15 protein-coding genes are annotated in these 19,065 nt (G+C 40.9%); 11 read left to right on the forward strand and 4 right to left on the reverse strand.

Going from position 1 to position 19,065, the window contains the following annotated elements; all coding sequences use genetic code 11:
• The first annotated feature begins 168 nt into the window (after positions 1 to 168).
• The 11 genes from G7092_RS21285 (at position 169) to G7092_RS21335 (ending at position 12,023) form a co-directional block, all read left to right on the forward strand.
• Positions 169 to 1,572 (forward strand): S41 family peptidase, encoded by a 1,404-nt coding sequence (locus G7092_RS21285; RefSeq protein WP_166092257.1) that lies wholly within the window; start codon positions 169 to 171, stop codon positions 1,570 to 1,572.
• Positions 1,573 to 1,648: 76 nt separating this feature from the next.
• On the forward strand, positions 1,649 to 2,254 hold the full coding sequence (locus G7092_RS21290; protein ID WP_166092260.1) for an RNA polymerase sigma factor: 606 nt from the start codon (positions 1,649 to 1,651) through the stop codon (positions 2,252 to 2,254).
• 482 nt (positions 2,255 to 2,736) lie between these two features.
• Entirely contained in the window at positions 2,737 to 3,765 is a 1,029-nt protein-coding gene (locus tag G7092_RS30695) for a FecR family protein (RefSeq protein WP_166092262.1), read from the forward strand.
• Positions 3,766 to 3,907: 142 nt separating this feature from the next.
• On the forward strand, positions 3,908 to 7,174 hold the full coding sequence (locus G7092_RS21300; RefSeq protein ID WP_166092264.1) for a TonB-dependent receptor domain-containing protein: 3,267 nt from the start codon (positions 3,908 to 3,910) through the stop codon (positions 7,172 to 7,174).
• Between the two features lie 412 nt (positions 7,175 to 7,586).
• Positions 7,587 to 8,918, forward strand: coding sequence for a beta-helix domain-containing protein (locus G7092_RS21305; protein ID WP_166092266.1), 1,332 nt, complete (start codon positions 7,587 to 7,589; stop codon positions 8,916 to 8,918).
• Positions 8,919 to 9,003: 85 nt separating this feature from the next.
• Positions 9,004 to 9,777, forward strand: coding sequence for a hypothetical protein (locus G7092_RS21310; RefSeq protein WP_166092268.1), 774 nt, complete (start codon positions 9,004 to 9,006; stop codon positions 9,775 to 9,777).
• A gap of 164 nt (positions 9,778 to 9,941) precedes the next feature.
• Entirely contained in the window at positions 9,942 to 10,103 is a 162-nt protein-coding gene (locus G7092_RS21315; RefSeq protein WP_166092270.1) for a hypothetical protein, read from the forward strand.
• Between the two features lie 182 nt (positions 10,104 to 10,285).
• Positions 10,286 to 10,738, forward strand: coding sequence for an SRPBCC family protein (locus G7092_RS21320; RefSeq protein WP_166092273.1), 453 nt, complete (start codon positions 10,286 to 10,288; stop codon positions 10,736 to 10,738).
• A complete protein-coding gene (locus G7092_RS21325; RefSeq protein WP_166092275.1) occupies positions 10,719 to 11,045 on the forward strand; it encodes an ArsR/SmtB family transcription factor in 327 nt (108 codons plus the stop codon). The genes G7092_RS21320 and G7092_RS21325 overlap by 20 nt, the downstream gene beginning before the upstream one ends.
• Before the next feature lie 13 nt (positions 11,046 to 11,058).
• Positions 11,059 to 11,544: an SRPBCC family protein gene (locus tag G7092_RS21330; protein WP_166092277.1), complete on the forward strand. Its 486-nt coding sequence runs from the start codon at positions 11,059 to 11,061 to the stop codon at positions 11,542 to 11,544.
• A gap of 20 nt (positions 11,545 to 11,564) precedes the next feature.
• Entirely contained in the window at positions 11,565 to 12,023 is a 459-nt protein-coding gene (locus tag G7092_RS21335) for an SRPBCC family protein (protein WP_166092279.1), read from the forward strand.
• A 115-nt stretch (positions 12,024 to 12,138) separates the two neighbouring features.
• Here the strand turns inward: G7092_RS21335 and G7092_RS21340 are convergent, their stop codons facing one another.
• From G7092_RS21340 to G7092_RS21355, 4 genes are all read right to left on the reverse strand, one after another.
• Positions 12,139 to 13,962: a beta-N-acetylhexosaminidase gene (locus G7092_RS21340; RefSeq protein WP_166092282.1), complete on the reverse strand. Its 1,824-nt coding sequence runs from the start codon at positions 13,960 to 13,962 to the stop codon at positions 12,139 to 12,141.
• 77 nt (positions 13,963 to 14,039) lie between these two features.
• Positions 14,040 to 15,542 carry an alpha-L-fucosidase gene (locus G7092_RS21345; protein ID WP_166092285.1) on the reverse strand — a complete coding sequence of 501 codons (1,503 nt, stop codon included), beginning with the start codon at positions 15,540 to 15,542 and terminating at the stop codon, positions 14,040 to 14,042.
• A 36-nt stretch (positions 15,543 to 15,578) separates the two neighbouring features.
• Positions 15,579 to 17,438, reverse strand: a complete 1,860-nt coding sequence (locus G7092_RS21350) for a beta-N-acetylhexosaminidase (RefSeq protein ID WP_166092287.1) — start codon at positions 17,436 to 17,438, stop codon at positions 15,579 to 15,581.
• Positions 17,435 to 18,997 (reverse strand): putative Ig domain-containing protein, encoded by a 1,563-nt coding sequence (locus G7092_RS21355; RefSeq protein WP_166092289.1) that lies wholly within the window; start codon positions 18,995 to 18,997, stop codon positions 17,435 to 17,437. The genes G7092_RS21350 and G7092_RS21355 overlap by 4 nt, the downstream gene beginning before the upstream one ends.
• Between the last annotated feature and the right edge of the window lie 68 nt (positions 18,998 to 19,065).

A 19,065-nucleotide genomic window follows, 5' to 3' on the forward strand; every position in this document is an offset into this window, starting at 1 on the left:
CAGAAAATCATAAAGGTGGGCCCAGTATTTTTTAACAACATTTTCGAAAAATGAGAAAATATGCTCCCTGAAGCCATATAGCTTAACACTGATAATGGTTGAAACTTAATCCTCCATTAATAATGGAGAAGTATATTTGCTTAAAGACAAGTATACTTTTATAGTATTATGCAGCCATTTTTTAACTTTTATAAGCAAAGTCGCTACGTCCTGATTTGTCTGATATCTATTCTGATTTTACAAGGTTCCTGTAAGAAAGAAGGGCCTTCTCCCAATTATCCCATCGGAAGTAATGAAAATATAAATGCCTGGATACTGGATAGCCTCAAGCGTTATTATTATTGGAGCGATGGCCTGCCTGCTAAACCTGCTCTTAACCGGGCTCCGTTGGATTTTTTCTCCGCGGTACGAAACTCCAGCGATCGCTTTTCTTACATTTTATTACCAGGCGATCTATCAACAGTTGCCCCCACTAACAAGAGCCAATATGGATTCGACTATACAACGATCAAAGAGAAAAATACAGGTCTGGTTTTTGGAGTAATTAAACTGGTTTTAAACGATTCTCCCGCATCCAGGTCTGGTTTAAAACGTGGTGATTACATCAGTAAAATTAACGGTAAGGCTATAACCCAGGAAAATGCCGCGGCTTTACAACAGGAATTGCTTTCGGGCACCCGGGTAACGATCACTTTTGCCGAGGTGAATGGTGCTGAATTAAAAGATATTGGCTCTGCCGAATTAACGGCTGGTTTTACGTTTGAACAACCTGCGGTAAGTAATATTACTGATAATGGCAGCTCCAAAATTGCCTATCTATATATATATGATTTTAGCCAGGGGTTAGCCGCCTCGCTTTACAATGTTTTTATGGGTTTTAAAACTGCAGGTGTAACAGAACTTATTCTGGATCTTCGTTATAACTCAGGAGGGCAGGTTGCCGAAGCTGCCGGACTTTGTACCATGATTGCATCCGGGGTAAATTATACCACTCCTTTTATCACTTATAAAGGAAATAAAAACGGAGGTGTCAGATCCGAATCTTTAGGGGATGCAGCCACTTTTGATCGTACAGTAAATTTTAATACCCTTTTGCAATCTAACCTGAATTTAAAAAGAGTATTTATTTTAGGAACAGCTGCAACCGCTTCGGCTTCGGAAGTGATGATCAACAATTTGAAACCCTATATACAGGTTGTGCTGATCGGCGAAAAAACAAGAGGCAAAGATGAAGCGTCATTTAAAATTTATGACGCAAGGACACCCAAGCAAGTGAATTGGGAAATGCACCCCATTGTTTATAAATTGTTTAATGCAGCCGGAAATGGAGGATATAGCGCTGGTATAGATCCCGATATCAGTATTGCGGAGCTGAATAACCTTCCTTTACAACCTTTTGGTGCATGGGAAGACCCTTTAGTTAAAGCCGCCCTGGATCGAATTTCGGGGAAGAATACTTTAGGGGTTTTGGAACTAAAAAAATCTAATAAGATGAGCCTTGCTGCCGGAAATGTACTGGCCGACTCCCGCATACAAGCTACTTCTGCAAGTACCGTGATTACTCATCGTTGAACTGGTAAAGCTTCTCTTACAGTTAACATTAACTTCAAATTACCCGCTTAACTTGCAATGCTTAACCTCCTGCTATATGAAACATTTGGACAACTTATCTATCAAGGAACTCTTGTGCCTTATCCAAACCGGGGATACCGATGCTTTCGCTGAAGTTTATAAATTATATAGAAGAAAAGTATATTATTTTGCCTACCGTTTTGTACGTTGTGCTGAAGAAGCCAACGAGCTAACCCAGGATGTATTTGTGCGGTTATGGGAAAACAGGATGAAAATAAATCCTGATAAAAATTTTGAGGCATACCTGTTTAGTATGGTCCGCAGTAATTTTTTGGATGCGCTAAAAAAGCAGGCACGAATGTCTGTTTACCGGACAGCGAATGCAGAGGAGCCGGCTTTTAATTCAACGGAAAGTTATATGGATTTTACGGAATGCAGGCAGATAGCTATGAATGCCATTGAAACACTTTCACCCCAAGCTAAAGTGGCTTATTTATTAAGCCGGGAAGATGGTTGTTCGCATGAGGATATTTCCAGGCAAATGGGTCTTTCAAAAAATACAGTGAATAACCACATTAAAAAATCCTTAACTCATATTCGTACCCGTATCCGCTACTTATCTCCGGATACTGTTCTTCCTTTTGTGCTGTTCATGCTGGTATCTTTCCCCGAAATGGGTTAACGCAACTCCTTTTTTAATACTATTATTTAGGTTATTGCCCGAAAGGGCAATTATTGTTTTGCAACATCAGTAACAAAACTGTTTGGTCTGGAGTAACCCCAGAGCATACAGGCCATTTTGTTATAAAAGTGGGTTTACATGGTTTACACAATTTATAGTTAAAATTGATTTACATTATTGAAAATCAGATAATTGTGTGATTTTTGTACTGGATTTGTGTTAACCGACTTTATAGCGTTTTTTGCCCCTCTCTATAGCGTAATGATGTCGATGCCGGAAATTAAAAAAACATTATTCGATATGAGTTTCCTTATGAAAGTTTTTCTAATAGGGTTTTCATAAAAAAAAGCATATAAATTATTGTATTGATTATGAGGTGTTTAAATCAATTTGTAAAATGTATTCCCTAATCATATAGCTGTTATACCCTTCCCGATCTTATATACATATATAAGTAGTTATAAAATACTGGGATTATAAAGGTGAAACATCAAGAGGAAATCAGAAGATTATTTAAAATGTACCTGGAGGGTAAAACAAATGCCAGTCAGAATAACATTTTGTTTCACTATTTAAACAACAATAAAAACGCGGAACAGGAATTATCAGATCTGATGAATGATACCTGGGAACAGGAACCCGTGATCAGGGACGACTCAGTTGAAGCGAATGAGGGCCTGGAGCAAGTATGGGCTAAAATTGATCATAAGAAACAAAAAACGATTCAACGATACCAATTACTTAAGTATGCGGCCTCATTAGTGATGATCTGCTCGGCCGTATTTGTATATAAGGCCAACCAGAAAAGGCAACCCGAGAGTGCCAAACCAATTGCTTTTATTACTAAAACAACCCTGAGCGGAGAAAAAGTAAAAATGCTGCTGCCAGACAGCTCGGTTGTTTATCTGGGTAGCAGGAGCAAAATCTCCTGGCCCGAACATTTTGAAAAAGGGAAAATTAGAAATGTTTCCCTTGAAGGTGAAGCCTTTTTTGAGGTGAAACATGATGCCGCCAGACCTTTTATTATCCGCTCTGGAAAAATGGAAACCCAGGTTCTGGGTACCTCATTTAATATTTATGCTTATCCGGAAGATAAAATATTTACCGTATCCGTACGGACGGGTAAAGTGGGCGTAACCGAAAAAAGCCCGGGTAGCCGTAAGGTGCTTTCACTTTTAACACCCGGGATGAAAATAGTTTATAATAAGGATAATGGAAAGTTCAGAATTAATGTTGGGCTGATTGGTGAAGCAGATAGCTGGACAAACAATCGTTTTGTGTTCCACGATGAAAATCTGGGCTCAATCCTGGTTAAGCTTGAGCGGTATTACAATGTTCATTTTGAAATAAGGAGTTCTAAACTGAAAGCCTGCCGGTTTAACGCCACTTTTTCAAATATAAATATTAATGAAGTGATGAAACAGTTACGGGTTATGAGCAGTGGTCATATTAAATATAAAATTAGTGACGACAAAACAAAAATAGCCTTGTGGGGGGAGGCTTGTGAATGAAAATTTAATCACGGGCTAAAATCCGTATGCAAAAGCTTGCACAAAGAAATAGTAATTAATAATAAGAAACCGCCCTGCGTCAACAGAACGGTTTCAAAGAAATAGTTTTTAACTCGTGAAAATTAAAAATCGAAGTAAACTTATGAATATAAGCTTTTACAAAAAAGTAATTGAACATTTTTCCAGATTTAGCTGCAGGGTAATCCTGTTTATATCCTTATTATTTTGCCATGTTTCAGGCAACTCATTTGGCTCTCCTTTAGAGCAGGTAAAGACCGCTGGCAACATCAGCCTTAAATTAGTAGCCGTAAGTATCCCTCAAGGACTGGCCGTATTAGAAAATAAGGCGGGTTGTGTAATCAACTATAACAAATCTATTTTTAATGAAAGCAGTCGTATCAATATCGATGTAAAAGATATGTCCTTGCCCCAGGTATTAAAGCAGATGCTCACCGGTACTCACGTAGGGTTCAAATTTGCCGATGAACATACTGTACTCCTATACAAGCTGCCGGCTCCTGTAAAACCAGGCAAAATCAGCGGGAAAGTACTCGACGAAAAAGGAGAAACCCTTCCCGGTGCATCTGTCAGAATAATTGAAACCGGAAACGGTACACAAACAAGTGTAGATGGCGAATATATATTAAATGTAGCCCCGGGCACTTATACACTGGAGATCACTTATATCTCTTACCAAACCATGCGCATTAACGGAATTGTGGTAACTGAGGATAAGAACACTCCTTTAAATATTGCTTTAAAACCGGCAAGCTCGGCATTAAAAGAAGTGATTGTTACGGCCAGCTATCGTAAGGCATCGGTTGATGGATTACTTACCCGGCAGAAAAATGCTTCGGAGATTAGTAATGGGATCAGTGCCGAACAACTTGCCCGCACACCTGATAAAAATATAGGTGAGAGTTTAAAAAGGATAAGCGGCGTAAGCACAATTGATAATAAGTTTGTATTGGTAAGAGGGATTGGCGAACGTTATAACACAGCTGTATTGGATGGAACGATACTGCCAAGTACCGAGGCGCAGAGCCGGAACTTCTCTTTTGATATGATCCCTGCAAGCCTGGTGGATAATGTGGTGGTGAGTAAAACGATTACACCCGATATGAATGCCAGCTTTGGTGGCGGCCTTATCCAAATTAATACCAAGGATATCCCAAATGAAAACTTTATGAGTTTCACTGCCGGTGCATCATACAATGACCAAAGCACCGGTAAAGATTTCCTGAGCCATAAACGCGGGAAATATGATTACTTCGGTTTTGACGACGGCCGGAGGGATTTCCCCAAGGATCTGGTTCATACCAACAGAAGTACAGATCCTAATCGTGCGCTTTCTGATGCGGAATATCAAAAAAAGGTAGTTGATCAAAGTAAAAGGTTTACGAATGACAATTTTACCATGTATAAATATAAAACGGCCCCTTCGCAAAACTACCAGTTTTCTATAGGCCGTTTATTGACATTGGATACTACAAACAATAACAAGTTAGGCTTTACCGGTGCCCTAAGTTATCGTAACACGCAAAATATTAATGTTATAGACGATCAATCCAGGGGAGGCTGGGATATTCAACACCCTGAATTAAATAATGGTGCGGCTTATGTATTTAACACCACTTTAGGAGCATTGTTAAATGTGGGTTTGCAACTGGGTAAAAACCGGTTTAGCCTGCGCAATACCTATACCCATGTGTATGATAATACATTGACAAGGATAACCGGCTACGATTTGGAGAATGGCAGCAGTGACCTGGCTGCTCATAAACCACCCAACAGGATTTTGGAAGCAGACGACCCAACTTATACCACTTTGCTGCAAAATAAACTGAGTGGACAGCATCAATTAGGAAAAGCAAAAATTGAATGGGATGTTGCCAGAACTTCGGTAAACAGGGAAGAAAAAGACGCGGGTATTGCTACGCAGCGCCCGGTTTTAGTGGGTAATAGTTATCAATATTTTTATGATGCCAGTAAACTTACAGAGCCTAGAATAAATACTACCTCCCGCCAACATTCATATAATAAGGAAAGCCACTATTCCTGGAACCTTTCGGGAACAATACCATTTACCCTGGCAGGTATTCGTAGCAGCGTTAAAACTGGATATTTCGGTAATCATAAAAAGGCAGAATTTAACTGGCAGATAGCGGCTTTGGCAAGCACTGAAAAATTGTCTGATAGTTCCAGATACATACCCTTGAGCCAGATGATCGATCCTAAAAATATGGCTTATGATAAATATTTATATGCGATAGATCCATCCTTCCTGGATAGCTACGAAGGCAAGAGCCAAATACATGCGGGTTATGTGATGTTGGATAACCGGATATTTGATAAACTCAGGCTGGTGTGGGGTTTACGTGGCGAGTACTATAAATATACCGAGATTAAACAAGGTGCAATTATTAAAGGAGGGGCAGAAAATATATTTTCGGTAAAACCCGATAAGCGCTGGCAATGGCTCCCTTCGGCTAATTTAACCTATAGCCCGATACAATCCCTGAATATCAGGGGCGCTGTTTCCAGCAGTGTGGTAAGGCCCGAATTGATGGATAATAACCCATTTCTGAGGTATAGTCCTACATTAGATGCTTTATATGGTAACAAGGGCTTGTATAGCACCCGTATCAACAGTTATGATCTTAAAACGGAATGGTTCCCGGGGTTGGGTGAAATTATCTCTGTAGGAGGTTTTTATAAGCGGTTTGATAAACCTGTAGAATTGAACGCCATTATGGTGAATGGTAATCCTAATTATTACCTCCAGAATGCTGACTGGGCAAATGTATATGGCCTTGAATTTGAATTGCGTAAAAATTTCGGCTTTATAGCTGACGAGGGGTTCCTCAAAAATATAACCGCTTATGGCAACCTTACCCTACAAAAATCAACTGTACAAAATACCTATACTGTAGATCCCGGAAGCGGAAAACCATACATACAAGTTCCCACTCAACAAAAACGATCCCTGTATGGGCAATCGCCTTACCTGTATAATCTGGGACTTCAATACATCGGCAGCCATCTTGGTTTTAACGCTGCTTATAATAAATCGGGACGTAAAACCTATATCGTTAGTGACGATCCTACTTTCATTGAATATGAAAGGCCAAGGGATCAGTTGGATATTCAAATCAGCTATCGTTTCTTGAAAAATAAGATGGAAGTTAAATTCAACATGGCCAATCTTACTAATAATATATTCAATGTTTACCGTAATACAGCCAGTTACGAAAAAATTCCCGGGTATACAGGAGAGCCTGGCAGCGACAAAAGCAAAGGTTTACGCCTGAAGCCCGGATTTAGCAATAATTATGAAAAAGGTGACCAGGTGATGTTTCAACAGCGGTTTGGCCGCACCTACAGCACATCACTTACCTATAATTTTTAACAACGGGAATACATCATGAATGTAGATATATAATGGTTAAACAATAAAAAATGGAGGAAAAAATAAAATCCTGCTGTGCTATAAAAATAAAACGAAGGGTGCTCAACAACCCTTCGTTTAAAAACTCAATAGCTTGCTCGCTACCGGCACAACCAGGATATAAACCCTGAAAGTAATATAAAAGTTCCCGAAAGGATGCCTGTTACTAAGTCAAGGGCTTAGCCAGAAGATCGATACAGGTGAATTTTGTTCAGTTGTAAAGATAGTAAAAAAAGTAAGTCTGAAAATAGCTGCTCTTTTTGATCTTGAAAAGGATGAGATGCTGTTATTCTGAACTACAATAAATTCCAAGTAAACCGAATAATTGGGGGTTAAAAATTAACTACCTCTCTGAAAAACAAAAAACAACAAAATGAAAAAATTATCTTTAGTTACCCTGTGCCTAGCTGCCGGAATTTTAGTAACATCTTGTAAAAAAGGAGCCAATGAAGGTGCTTCATTTGATAACCGCAGCACTGCTGCTGCTGATTACAGCGCTTCATCACTACCGGTAACTACCGTAAGTGGCGACATTACTACTAACACTACCTGGGATGCCAACCATGTTTGGGAAATCAGCGGTGTAGTTACTGTTAGAAGCGGTGCTACACTGACTATCAACGCAGGTACTTTCATCAAATCAACCGTAAATACCCCGAACGTTCAAAACGGTGTATTGGTAATTGCAAAAGGTGCTAAAATTAATGCTGTTGGTACTGCTACCAGCCCTATCGTATTTACCAGCCGTTACCTGTTAGATGGTAATGCCAGCACTGTTGGAAAACCTGGTGATTTTGGTGGTGTTATTCTTTTAGGTAACGCTGTAATCAACGTAGGCGATAAATTAATTGAAGGTTTGGCTGATGATCCTAAATTTCACTATGGTGGTACAAATGATGCTGATAACAGCGGAACAATCCAGTATGCCCGTATTGAATATGCCGGTTATGTGTTAGCTCCAAACGTTGAAGTGAACTCTTTAACTTTAGGTGGTGTTGGTAGCGGTACCACTATCGATCACGTACAGGCTTCTTATGGTCTTGATGACGGATTTGAGTTTTTTGGTGGTAAAGTAAGCCCTAAATACCTGGTTTCATTTGCAAATGATGATGATCAGTTTGACTTTGATAACGGCTTTACCGGTAATATCCAATACGCTATTGCTGTAGTTGATGCTTATTCAACTCATAGCGCCAGCAGCGGTGCCAGCGATTCAAACGGTATTGAGTCTGATAACAATGCTCCTGCTGAAGATGCAACTTTTAGCTTATTGCCAAAAACTCACCCTACATTAGCTAACTTTACTGTAGTAGGTACTTCTGCTGCTACTTTAACTCCAGCTATTACTTCTCCAGGTCTTAAATGGGCTTTCCGTAACCGTCGTGGTGCTGAGGTTGCAGTAAGTAATTCATTATTTACAGGTTATCCATCAGGTATCGTAGCCGACGTTGATGCAAACGCTTCACTGGTAACATTAACTAACGTTTCTGTTCATGGCTTTACTGCTGCAACTTCAGTGTTGGGTAGCGGTGCATTTAGCTCAACTGGTTTATTAACTTCAACTGCAGCTGCTGCAGACAAATGGAACATGAGCCAGCCTTTCTATAACTCAGGTGCTGTTAATTTCCTGGCCAGCGGAACAAGAGGTGCTTTAACTTCAGGTTCTGGAAACTGGGTTGCTAACTGGACTAAATTTACATTCTAAAAATTTAGAATTAAGTTTTATTAAAAACCGGAGCATCATTTGATGCTCCGGTTTTTTGAGAAATATTACACATTAACAAAAATTCATGATCAAACTAAAATACTTACCCTTGGTTTTCGCGCTGTTTTTACTGGCGTGTAAAAAAGAACAATTGCTAAATCCGAATCAGGGCAAAGCTGTTAGCCTTGCAATCAAAGGTTATGTGATGGCAGACACATTGGAGTTTGTGCTTAATAATAAAGTATTAGGGCAAGCCATCGATAATAAATTCACGTTAAATGGTACTCTTTTTAACGCTGGCGATAAGATCCAGATCCGAAAAAAGACGGATAGCAAAACAATCGGAAATATTGAAGTTGCTGCAAGTCCTTTTAACCAGGTTAAAAGGATATTTTATGATGGCACCACTCTCTCAAATAACCTGGAACTCACACCGGTATCAAAGCCAGAGAATATGGGTTTTCGTCTAACTTTTAGTACGCCTTTTAAGGGTTTTTATGGCGGACCCGTTGATGTGGAGCTTTTTGATCAATATATCAATTTTGATACTTTCGAATTTATATATACACCTGTTAAAACATTTAAAAATATAACTGGGGCATTTGGTGATTTTATAGAATTACCGCCAGCAGAACAAGATCATAGTTATGTTTTTAAAGTTTATAAAGCCGGAACTAAAGAACTACCCTATACCAGCATGCAAAATGTTAACCTTTCAGATCCTGAAAATAATTATGGAGCATTAGATTTTTCACCTGGAGAGAGTAAATTGTTATCGATCTCACCTAATGGAAACGATGGTAGAACAGAAATTGGCGATGGTTATAGTGTAATTGATTTTTCGGCAGATTTCAAATAATAGATATTTTCAATTCAAACGTTTAACTGACCCGATCAATTAAAAGAGTAGCAGGTTAAAACTTGCTACTTTATAATAGGCTTATCCGGTGCTTACAGCTAGTATCGCCCTATTAAAACTTGTTATAAACGGCAACAAATAAAGCGTGCCTTATTTACACGTTCGTGAAAGACAAACTCAAACAACAACATTCTTTAGAGGATTTTTCCGAACAGTGTTCGTCAAATAATAATCCTTACCTGCTCATCACCGGAAGTCTTACGGCACTCGGTGGCTTAATTATATTTTCGCTGATTATCTGGTTAGGACGCGTGTGTATACAGTAAACACATGCACTAACCAGATTCAGCGTTACCACTTATACTCCAATTTCACCTGTTATACTATTTTCTGAGAATGTTTTGCAGGCTCATATTAGTAGCAGTTGCCTATCAAATAAAAAAATGAAAATAAATTTGCGTAACTCAGAAGTTACATATACATTTGAGTAACTTAAAAGTTACGCATTATGGCAAAGATCATTCAGCATCAATTTTTTTATCCTAATCCGCCTGAGTTGGTTTGGGAATATCTGACACAGCCAGAGCTAATTGCTCAATGGTTGATGAAAAACAATTTTCAACCAGTGATAGGGCACGAATTTAATTTCCATGCCAGCCCCATGCCTGATATGGATTTTGACGGGGTTTTTCATTGTAAAGTTTTGGAGATCGTTCCTTTCAAAAAGCTCTCCTATTCATGGAATTTTGGTCCGGGCGATGGTACATTAACTACCTCTGTAGTAAACTGGACATTAAATGAAAAAGATAATGGCACCGAGCTTTTACTGATACATCGTGGATTTGAAGGTACAAACAACTTCCTGTCTATGTTCAACTCCATGGAAAAAGGCTGGTTAGAGCTTATCCAAAAACTTTTGAAAATAATCAACAACACTGCAAATGGAACAACACAGGCTTGACGCATTCCAGGTAATTGCCGACCCGAGCCGGAGACAAATGTTGTACCTGCTCTCGAAAGATAGTTTAACCATTAATTCGCTGGCTGATAACTTTGATATGAGCAGGCCTGCGGTTTCCAAACACATTAAAGTGTTGTACAATGCGGGTTTTATTTCTATACAGGATATCGGCCGGGAAAGGCACTGTATCCTGAAACAGGATGGCTTTAACGAATTACATAAATGGTTAGAATATTTTGATGAATTCTGGGGTGGCAAATTGAAAAATTTGGAAGCCCTGTTAAACGAAAGAACAAGCAAAAAATAAAATAATAGAAATCATGAAAAATCAAAGTTTCAACACTACCATTCTGGTAGACCAAACCCCAAAACAAGCTTTTGATGCCATCAATAATGTGCGCGGATGGTGGTCGGAAGAAACCAAAGGTGATACGGATAAACCTGGTGCCGTATTTTACTACCATTATCAGGATCTCCACTCCTGTACCTTCCAGATCACTGAATTAGAGCCCGGCAAAAAGGTTGTTTGGCATGTGCTGCACAACTACTTTAATTTTGTAAATGATCAGAATGAGTGGATTGATACAGATGTTGTTTTTGAAATTACTAGTAAAGGCGACAAAACAGAGATCCACTTTACCCATCTTGGATTGGAGCCGGATCACGAGTGCTATGATATTTGTTCAAATGCCTGGGGAACGTATATCACCAAAAGCCTGTACGATCTTATTACCAAAGGTAAAGGTGAGCCAAATCCTATAGAAGAGATTGTAAAAAAAGCCCGCAAAATGAAAGCTGAATTATAAAACATTAAGGAGGGAAAACAATGAGAGATCAAAATTATACCATCGTTTTTACGGTTGATCAGACCCCGGAGGAAGTTTTTAACGCGATCAATAATGTTTATGGATGGTGGACAGAAACGATGGAAGGCAGTTCACAAAAATTAAATGATGAATTTGAAGTCCGTTTTGGGGAGGTGCATTACTCCAAACAAAAATTAATAGAGGTAATTCCCGGCAAAAAAGTTGTTTGGTTTGTTACCGATAGTAAACTCAATTTTGTGAAAGATAAAAGCGAGTGGACAGGTACCCAAATTGTTTTTGAAATTGCCGAATATGGCAGCAAGACAGAAGTGCGTTTTACACACGTTGGTTTAACGCCCCAATATGAATGTTATCGTGCCTGTTCAAATGCCTGGTGCGGTTATATAACCAATAGCTTAAGTAGTTTGATCACTACCGGCGAAGGACAACCAACCGAAAAAGAAGAAGTGAATTCCTGAGACCACTTGAGGATGCCCGACATTCCTCAATAGGAGCTATAAAGCCCCCAGTTTTCGCTGGAGGCTTTTGGTCTGTGTGGATAATAGGTGAGAAACTTACTGTGTGTTGAGAGCTTTATTTAATATCAACACTAAATTCATTGCTCGTTTTGTTTTCGCGGGTAACTATAATATATTTTAAAGTTAAAGGTTTGCCATTAGTCATGGGCGATAGGATTGGGGCTGAATACAGATCAGCAGTATTATCGGCCTTATGTCCATCTAGAGTATAATATACTTTACTGTCGGCAACAAAAGACGTAATGGTTATCTTTTTTCTTTTGCTTGCCGCATCGTCAGTAATCACCACACTAGCTTCCGGGATCCGGTAATTTATGCCCGATTTTTCTATCGACTCCAAAACTACCGGTAGCCGCTTGCCAACAAAATCTTCATAATTCTTGTTCTCGGTTTTTGTCCAGCCCACTTCTGCCAGCGCAATTACACGAGGGAACAGCATGTACTCTAACTTGTTATTGGTAGGTATATACTCGGTCCACATATTGGCCTGCACACCTAAAATATGTTTTTGCTGATCAGCAGTCAACGCCGTTGGCCGCGGATTGTAATTGTAAACTACATCTAATGGCAGGAAACCACCAATAGCCAGGGGTTCTGTTTTAGCATCTTTGGCCTGAGCATGATCTATATACATATTACTATTAGGCGACATGATTACGTTATGGCCTTCTTTGGCTGCCTGTATGCCACCGGCTTCGCCCCTCCAGCTCATTACAGTTGCGTTGGGTGTTAATCCGCCTTCTAATATTTCGTCCCAGCCAATTAAGCTTTTGCCGTTCTTATTTAAAAACTTTTCTATACGGTTAATAAACCAGCTTTGCAGTTCGTGTTCGTCCTTTAGCTTATTTTCATGGATGAGCTTTTGTGCCAGTGCCGAGGTTTTCCACTCATCCTTTGGTACTTCGTCACCACCAATGTGGATATACTTGCTCGGAAAAATAGCCATCACCTCGGTCAAAACATCCTGTAAAAACTGAAACGTAGGCTCACCGGGATTATAAATGGTATTGTGTACACCCCAATAGCCTGGTACTTTGTACGGACCGGTTCCATTACCCAATTCGGGATAGGCAGCTAATACGGCTGTGCTATGGCCGGGCATTTCAATTTCGGGTATCACTTCAATATTTCTTTCGGCCGCGTATTTTACAACTTCACGGGCCTGCTCCTGGGTGTAAAAACCACCGCTTTTTTTGCCATCGTAAACAAATGGTTTGAAATCATAATATTGACCGATAATAGTGGAATCGCGCCAGGCGCTGATGGCGGTTAGCTTGGGATATTTTTTTATTTCCAAACGCCAGCCCTGGTCGTCTGTTAAATGCCAGTGCAGGGTATTTAGCTTTAGGGATGCCATTACATCCAGGATTTTTTTGATCTCGTTGGCATCAAAAAAATGCCGGCCAACATCCAGCATCAGGCCGCGATAGGCAAAATTGGGTTCATCATTAATATTTACTACAGGTACTACTAATTGACTGCCTTTTTGCTGAATAAGCTGCAATAAGGACTGAACGCCATAAAACACACCGGCACGGCTTCCCTGTATATTTACACCCTTGTTGGTTACTTTAAGCTGATAACTTTCATTGGGTAACTTAGCAGATGAGGTATTTAAAACAATAGCGCTTCCGGCTGCTGCATTATTGATCTTTAAGGTAAACCCGTATTGCTTTTTCAGGAAATAATTGAATATAGCAGCCACTTTTTGAGCATCGGATTCTTTGGCCACGATGCTGGTGCGGTGATCAATGACAAACTGACCAACGCCTTTTTCGGCAAAGGTTGGTTTGGGTACAATGTTTACTTCGTTGGCTTGTTGAGCAAACGTGTTCCCTCCGATTAGGATCAGGAAGAATAAGAAGAGATTTTTTTTCATAATAAATTTAGAGCAGGGCCATCCGGCGTTTTTGCACCGGATGGGTTATTTGATATTTGTAGTTTTAGTATTCGATTTTAATGCCCGGTAAACTGTTTATATAAACCCATCGCTGTTAACGTTGGGTTTAGCCTGGACGATGTGATGTTTAATCTCACCTTTTGAGCGGTAACCGGTTTAAAACGGATCAGCCTTTTGGCGCCAACCGTAGTACCTTCGGCTATTTGTTCCCAGCTTGTTCCGTTAAAATATTCCAGGTTGAATTTTTCGATACGCTGACCAACTGTGATATTTTCCTGCAAACTCAATACATCAAATGTTTGCGGTTTGGGCAGGTTGAATTCGATAACCGCTGTGGTGTCTTTACTTTTTGTGGTCCAGTAGTTATGGAGATCGCCGTTTAATAAAGCTTTGGCATTGATGCCATTTACTGAGTTGATCTTTGCTCCTTTCAACAGGTTGGTTTTAAAAGTTTGATCGATGATGTTTTTCCATGCCATCAAATTTTTCTGATCATGTTCATTGATCAACCCTTGTTTATCAGGTGGGATATTGAGTAGTAAAACAGAATTACGGCCTACAGAACTGTAATAGATATCCAACAGTTTCTCGGGAGATTTTACCTGGTTATCTTCCGTTTCATGATAAAACCATCCCGGTCTTATAGATACATCTGTTTCGGCAGGATACCATACCAGGGCTTTCGCCTTGCTTATTTTGTCGCGGTTCCCCAGATCACTCCCGGTCATATCCCCTTTGGGTTTAAAAGCGATATCTTTTTGCGAATCTTTTTCTGTACCCGCATTGTTTTGCTGATCGATAGGGATAACGCTCCACTCAGATACACGGCCATAACCGCTTTCGGTGCCCACCCAACGTACATCCGGGCCCATAATGGCTATTACGGCGCTGGGCTGTAACTTACGGATCAAACTATACCAGGCATCAAAATGATACACCGGCTTTTTACCGTTCGGGCCCTCGCCGTTGGCGCCATCGAACCAAACTTCATCAACACGGCCATAATTGCTCAGTAGTTCAGTCAGCTGATTCATGAAATAAGCGTTATACTTTTCGGTATCGCCATAATCGGGATTGTTCCTGTCCCATGGCGAAAGATAAATACCAAAACCAACACCTTGTTGGTGGCAGGCATCGGCTACTTCTTTTACCACATCGCCCTGCCCGTTTTTCCAGGGGCTGTTTTTTACGGAATGCTCTGTGTATTTACTCGGCCACAGACAAAAGCCGTCGTGATGTTTGGCCGTAATGATCACCTGTTTTATCCCGGCCAGTTTGCAGGTGCGTACCCATTGGGCGGCATCCAGTTGGCTTGGGTTAAACAGTTTGGTGTCTTCCTTTCCATCACCCCACTCTCGGTTGGTAAAGGTGTTCATGCCGAAATGTAAAAACGCGGTAAACTCCAATTCCTGCCAGCGTAATTGCCGTGGTGAAGGGGTAACATGCGCGGCTTTAATTACAATTTCCTGTTGGGAATCTGTTGGGCTGATGGCCGTGTAATTTTGTGCGAAAGCCGTAGAGCAAAAGCCTATGGCCATTATGGATAATATATGTTTCATTTTATCTAATTGCAGTTTTGAAAATTCGATGAGTTATTACCTGGCCCTTTTCTCTAATTCTTCACGCGGAACGATCAGCAATTTTCCTGCAGCGGCATTTCCTTTAAATGATTGCGCTCTTAATTGATAGATGCCCTTAGGAATAACTATCGGGGTACCGCTGTAACGGGTGCTGGATGTATCAGGGTTGGTATTATCAAGCGTATAGTAAATTTCCAGATTGTCAATATCTGTGCTGAGAGAAGCCAGTAATTGCTTTTGCTCATCAAGCTTTGCAGTCGCCAGTACGTCAAAAGCCGCTGTAGAGTAATTGATGTGCGCAGCATCCAAAACTTTAAACTGGGGCTCTAATTTTTTTTGAAAACCGGCCCAGTTTTGTTTTGCCCGTGGCGACCAAAAGACCTCGGATAATGCCAGAGAGCGTGGCCATGTCATGTATTCGGCATGCCGCCCGGTTGGTACAGCCTCCGACCATAAATTACCCTGCCCGCCTAACACCAATGTACTGTCTATTCCTGCTGGAACAGGGTTCCATTGATAGGCTGTTTGTAAGCGCAGCATATCGTACGTGAGAGGTTCTAATTGCGGATCGCCCTGGTAAAGATCCAGATAGGTATTACTGCTGGGTGTAAAAATAACCTGGTGCCCTTGTTTAGCGGCTTCTATCCCTCCCTGCATACCTTGCCAGCTCATCACCGTTGCTTCGGGAGCCAGCCCGCCTTCCAGAATTTCATTCCATCCAATTATTTTTTTCTTCTTTTTCTTCAGCATCTTTTCTACTCTTTTTATAAAATAACTTTGCAGTTCGTGCTCCGTTTTTATCCCTTGTTGTTTCATAAAATCCTGTACCACGGCCGATTGCTGCCAGAAGTACTTTGTCGCTTCGTCGCCACCGATGTGGATATAATCTCCCGGGAACAAAGCAGCCACTTCTGTAAAAACTTTATCCAAAAAAGTATACACGCGTTCGTCTGCCGGGTTTAGGGTATTGTCGTCGATATTATAAAATTTACTTCCGGGATTTACAGAATAGATATATCCTGTTGCCGACAAATAAGGATAGGCTGCAATAGCTGCCAGCGAATGGCCGGGAACATCAATTTCGGGCACAATGGTTATGTGTCTTTCGGCGGCGTAAGCTATAATTTCTTTGATGTCCTGCTGGGTATAATATCCGCCATAGGTAGTCTTTTCATTTTTTTGAGGCGGATCATAAGACCACCAGCCTCCTGTTCTGGGCACACGCCAGGCACCCACTTCCGTTAAGCGGGGAAGTGATTTTATTTCTATCCGCCAACCCTGGTCGTCTGTTAAATGCCAGTGAAAAACATTGAATTTATAGCGGGCCATATCATCAATATATTTTTTTACAAAGTCTTTTGAAAAAAAATGCCGGCTTACATCGAGCATCAATCCGCGCCATTTTAAGCGGGGGTAATCCACAATTTCTACCACAGGTAAACTATGCTGCTTATTGGCTTCGTTTGAAAGAGAAAGCAACTGCCGCAATGTCTGCAAACCATAAAATATACCAGCCGTTTTACGTGCCTGTAATTTTATTTCATGCTCGGTAATAGACAGCTCGTAGCCTTCGTCATTGCCCGGGTTGTTTAATGCCGGATTTAACAATAGGCTGATGGAATGCTCGGATGCTGTTGCTTTGTTTTTTACCGGTAAGGTAACACCCGACAGCGTGTTGATCCATTCATTAGCACGATTGCCCAGCGCCGTAAGTTCAGAGCTGCCCGATGGTATGATTAAAGAAGTACGATCGTCGATTACAAATGTGCCCTTACCCTGAACCAGGGATACCGGCTCGGGAATAATGGCCGTATAATTTTGTGCATAAGCCGCAGAGCAAAAGCTTATGGCTATTATAGATAGTATATTTTTCATTTACTTAAGTTGCATTTTAATATCATCACCCCATGTGATGGGATACTGATGGATATGTCCCCTTCAGGAAACCGAACAGGCTGCTTTGCCCACAGATCTGTTATGGTAACAGGCAGGTGTGGTAATTCGAAGTTTAATATATTCACATTAGAGCTAAGCGTGTCATCTGACGCGTTAAGGAGGGCGATGATGAACGATCCATCCTCCATGGGTTTTTGCCAAATCTCCAACTGGTTATCCATCACTTTTAATCTTTTGGCCGCTTTACCTAAAGCGTCCTGATCTACAGCGATCATTTCCTTACTTTGGAGCAGCCGAAGCGTAGCATCATCAATATATTCCATATTAGCACCTATAAGCAGCGGCGCGCTCAACATACACCACATACTAAAGTGTGTTTTTTGTTCTTCTGCACTCAGGTGATTTACCCGTTTTTTACCATCCTCATCGTTGCCGCCAATAGTACCGATCTGTAAAATATCCGGATCGTTCCAATTGCCTGACTTTACATAGGCAGCTTTATCGGCCAGTTTTTTCATTGCGTTATGAATGGAGCTCCAATTATCGCGGATATCTTGTTCTGTTCGCCATAACTGCCCTCCGGCCTCATTGCCCCACTCCCAAACATTCCCCATACCATACTGGCACAGTGAAAAAATAATATCACGCTGCTGCTGATGCAGGGCTCCGGCCATTAGTTTATATGGTTTCATATACTCGGCACGGGAAGTATCTTTAGCAAAAGCTCCGTAGCTGCACCAGTCGTATTTGAGATAATCAAAGCCCATATCCGACCAATATTTAGCATCCTGAAATTCATGTTGATAACTTCCGGCTGCCCCTCCGCAGGTTAAAGGGCCGGGAGATGAATATATACCCACCTTAAAACCCTGGCTGTGCAATGTTGCGGTCATTGCCTTTAAATCGGGGAAAAAGGTGTTGGGTATAAGGTTACCGTTGTCATCTCTCGTAGCGCCTTGCCGGGTAGCTAAATTGTCCGGCCCTTCATAATAACGGTAAACTTTATTGTCGGGCTGGGTTTTGAGTTCTGTCCAAACGGGATTGCTTTTTACGGGTTGATTTGCCCAGGGATCATCCAGTTCCAACAGGCTCCACCCCAATTGTTGCAAGCCTTTTTCTTTCATTAATTTGGCCGTCAGTTCAATTTGTTTTTGGGTTACATTTCGGCCGTAGCTATACCAGCTGCTCCAACCCATGGGCGGGGTTAACGCCAGCCGATCGCCAATGACCAATGAAAATATGCGGGTAGTTTTTCCAAACTTATTTTTAACCGTTAGCTTGATGGGATAGGTTCCCGGAGTATGAATTTTACCGGTGATTATTCCTGTACGCGCATCAAACTGTACCGTTGAGGGTAAGCCTTTTGCTGCCACCAGGATAGGCCGGGCACCAGAAACCGGGACCGGGTAAATAAAAAGTTTATCAGGGCGTGCACCAAATAACCGTGGTCCATTAATCTGAGGGATTGAATCCTGCTGTGCATAACAATATCCACATAATAATACATGGATTATTACAGTAAAAAATTTCTTTACCATTTTTGATAAGTATGATCGGTGTTTATAGGCTTTCCGTTTTTACAATATAGCTTTTTTGTTTTCAGGTT

The sequence above is a fragment of the Mucilaginibacter inviolabilis genome (genome assembly GCF_011089895.1).
In the GTDB taxonomy this organism is placed as follows: Bacteria; Bacteroidota; Bacteroidia; order Sphingobacteriales; family Sphingobacteriaceae; genus Mucilaginibacter; species Mucilaginibacter inviolabilis.

What these genes read in the sequence shown, in the direction of transcription:
- G7092_RS21335 (WP_166092279.1), top strand. Translation starts at nt 11,565, where the DNA reads ATGAGAGATCAAAATTATACCATCGTTTTTACGGTTGATCAGACCCCG.
- G7092_RS21340 (WP_166092282.1), bottom strand. Translation starts at nt 13,962, where the DNA reads ATGAAAAAAAATCTCTTCTTATTCTTCCTGATCCTAATCGGAGGGAAC.
- G7092_RS21325 (WP_166092275.1), top strand. Translation starts at nt 10,719, where the DNA reads ATGGAACAACACAGGCTTGACGCATTCCAGGTAATTGCCGACCCGAGC.
- G7092_RS21285 (WP_166092257.1), top strand. Translation starts at nt 169, where the DNA reads ATGCAGCCATTTTTTAACTTTTATAAGCAAAGTCGCTACGTCCTGATT.
- G7092_RS21350 (WP_166092287.1), bottom strand. Translation starts at nt 17,438, where the DNA reads ATGAAAAATATACTATCTATAATAGCCATAAGCTTTTGCTCTGCGGCT.
- G7092_RS21310 (WP_166092268.1), top strand. Translation starts at nt 9,004, where the DNA reads ATGATCAAACTAAAATACTTACCCTTGGTTTTCGCGCTGTTTTTACTG.
- G7092_RS21290 (WP_166092260.1), top strand. Translation starts at nt 1,649, where the DNA reads ATGAAACATTTGGACAACTTATCTATCAAGGAACTCTTGTGCCTTATC.
- G7092_RS21320 (WP_166092273.1), top strand. Translation starts at nt 10,286, where the DNA reads ATGGCAAAGATCATTCAGCATCAATTTTTTTATCCTAATCCGCCTGAG.
- G7092_RS21345 (WP_166092285.1), bottom strand. Translation starts at nt 15,542, where the DNA reads ATGAAACATATATTATCCATAATGGCCATAGGCTTTTGCTCTACGGCT.
- G7092_RS21355 (WP_166092289.1), bottom strand. Translation starts at nt 18,997, where the DNA reads ATGGTAAAGAAATTTTTTACTGTAATAATCCATGTATTATTATGTGGA.
- G7092_RS21300 (WP_166092264.1), top strand. Translation starts at nt 3,908, where the DNA reads ATGAATATAAGCTTTTACAAAAAAGTAATTGAACATTTTTCCAGATTT.
- G7092_RS21330 (WP_166092277.1), top strand. Translation starts at nt 11,059, where the DNA reads ATGAAAAATCAAAGTTTCAACACTACCATTCTGGTAGACCAAACCCCA.
- G7092_RS21305 (WP_166092266.1), top strand. Translation starts at nt 7,587, where the DNA reads ATGAAAAAATTATCTTTAGTTACCCTGTGCCTAGCTGCCGGAATTTTA.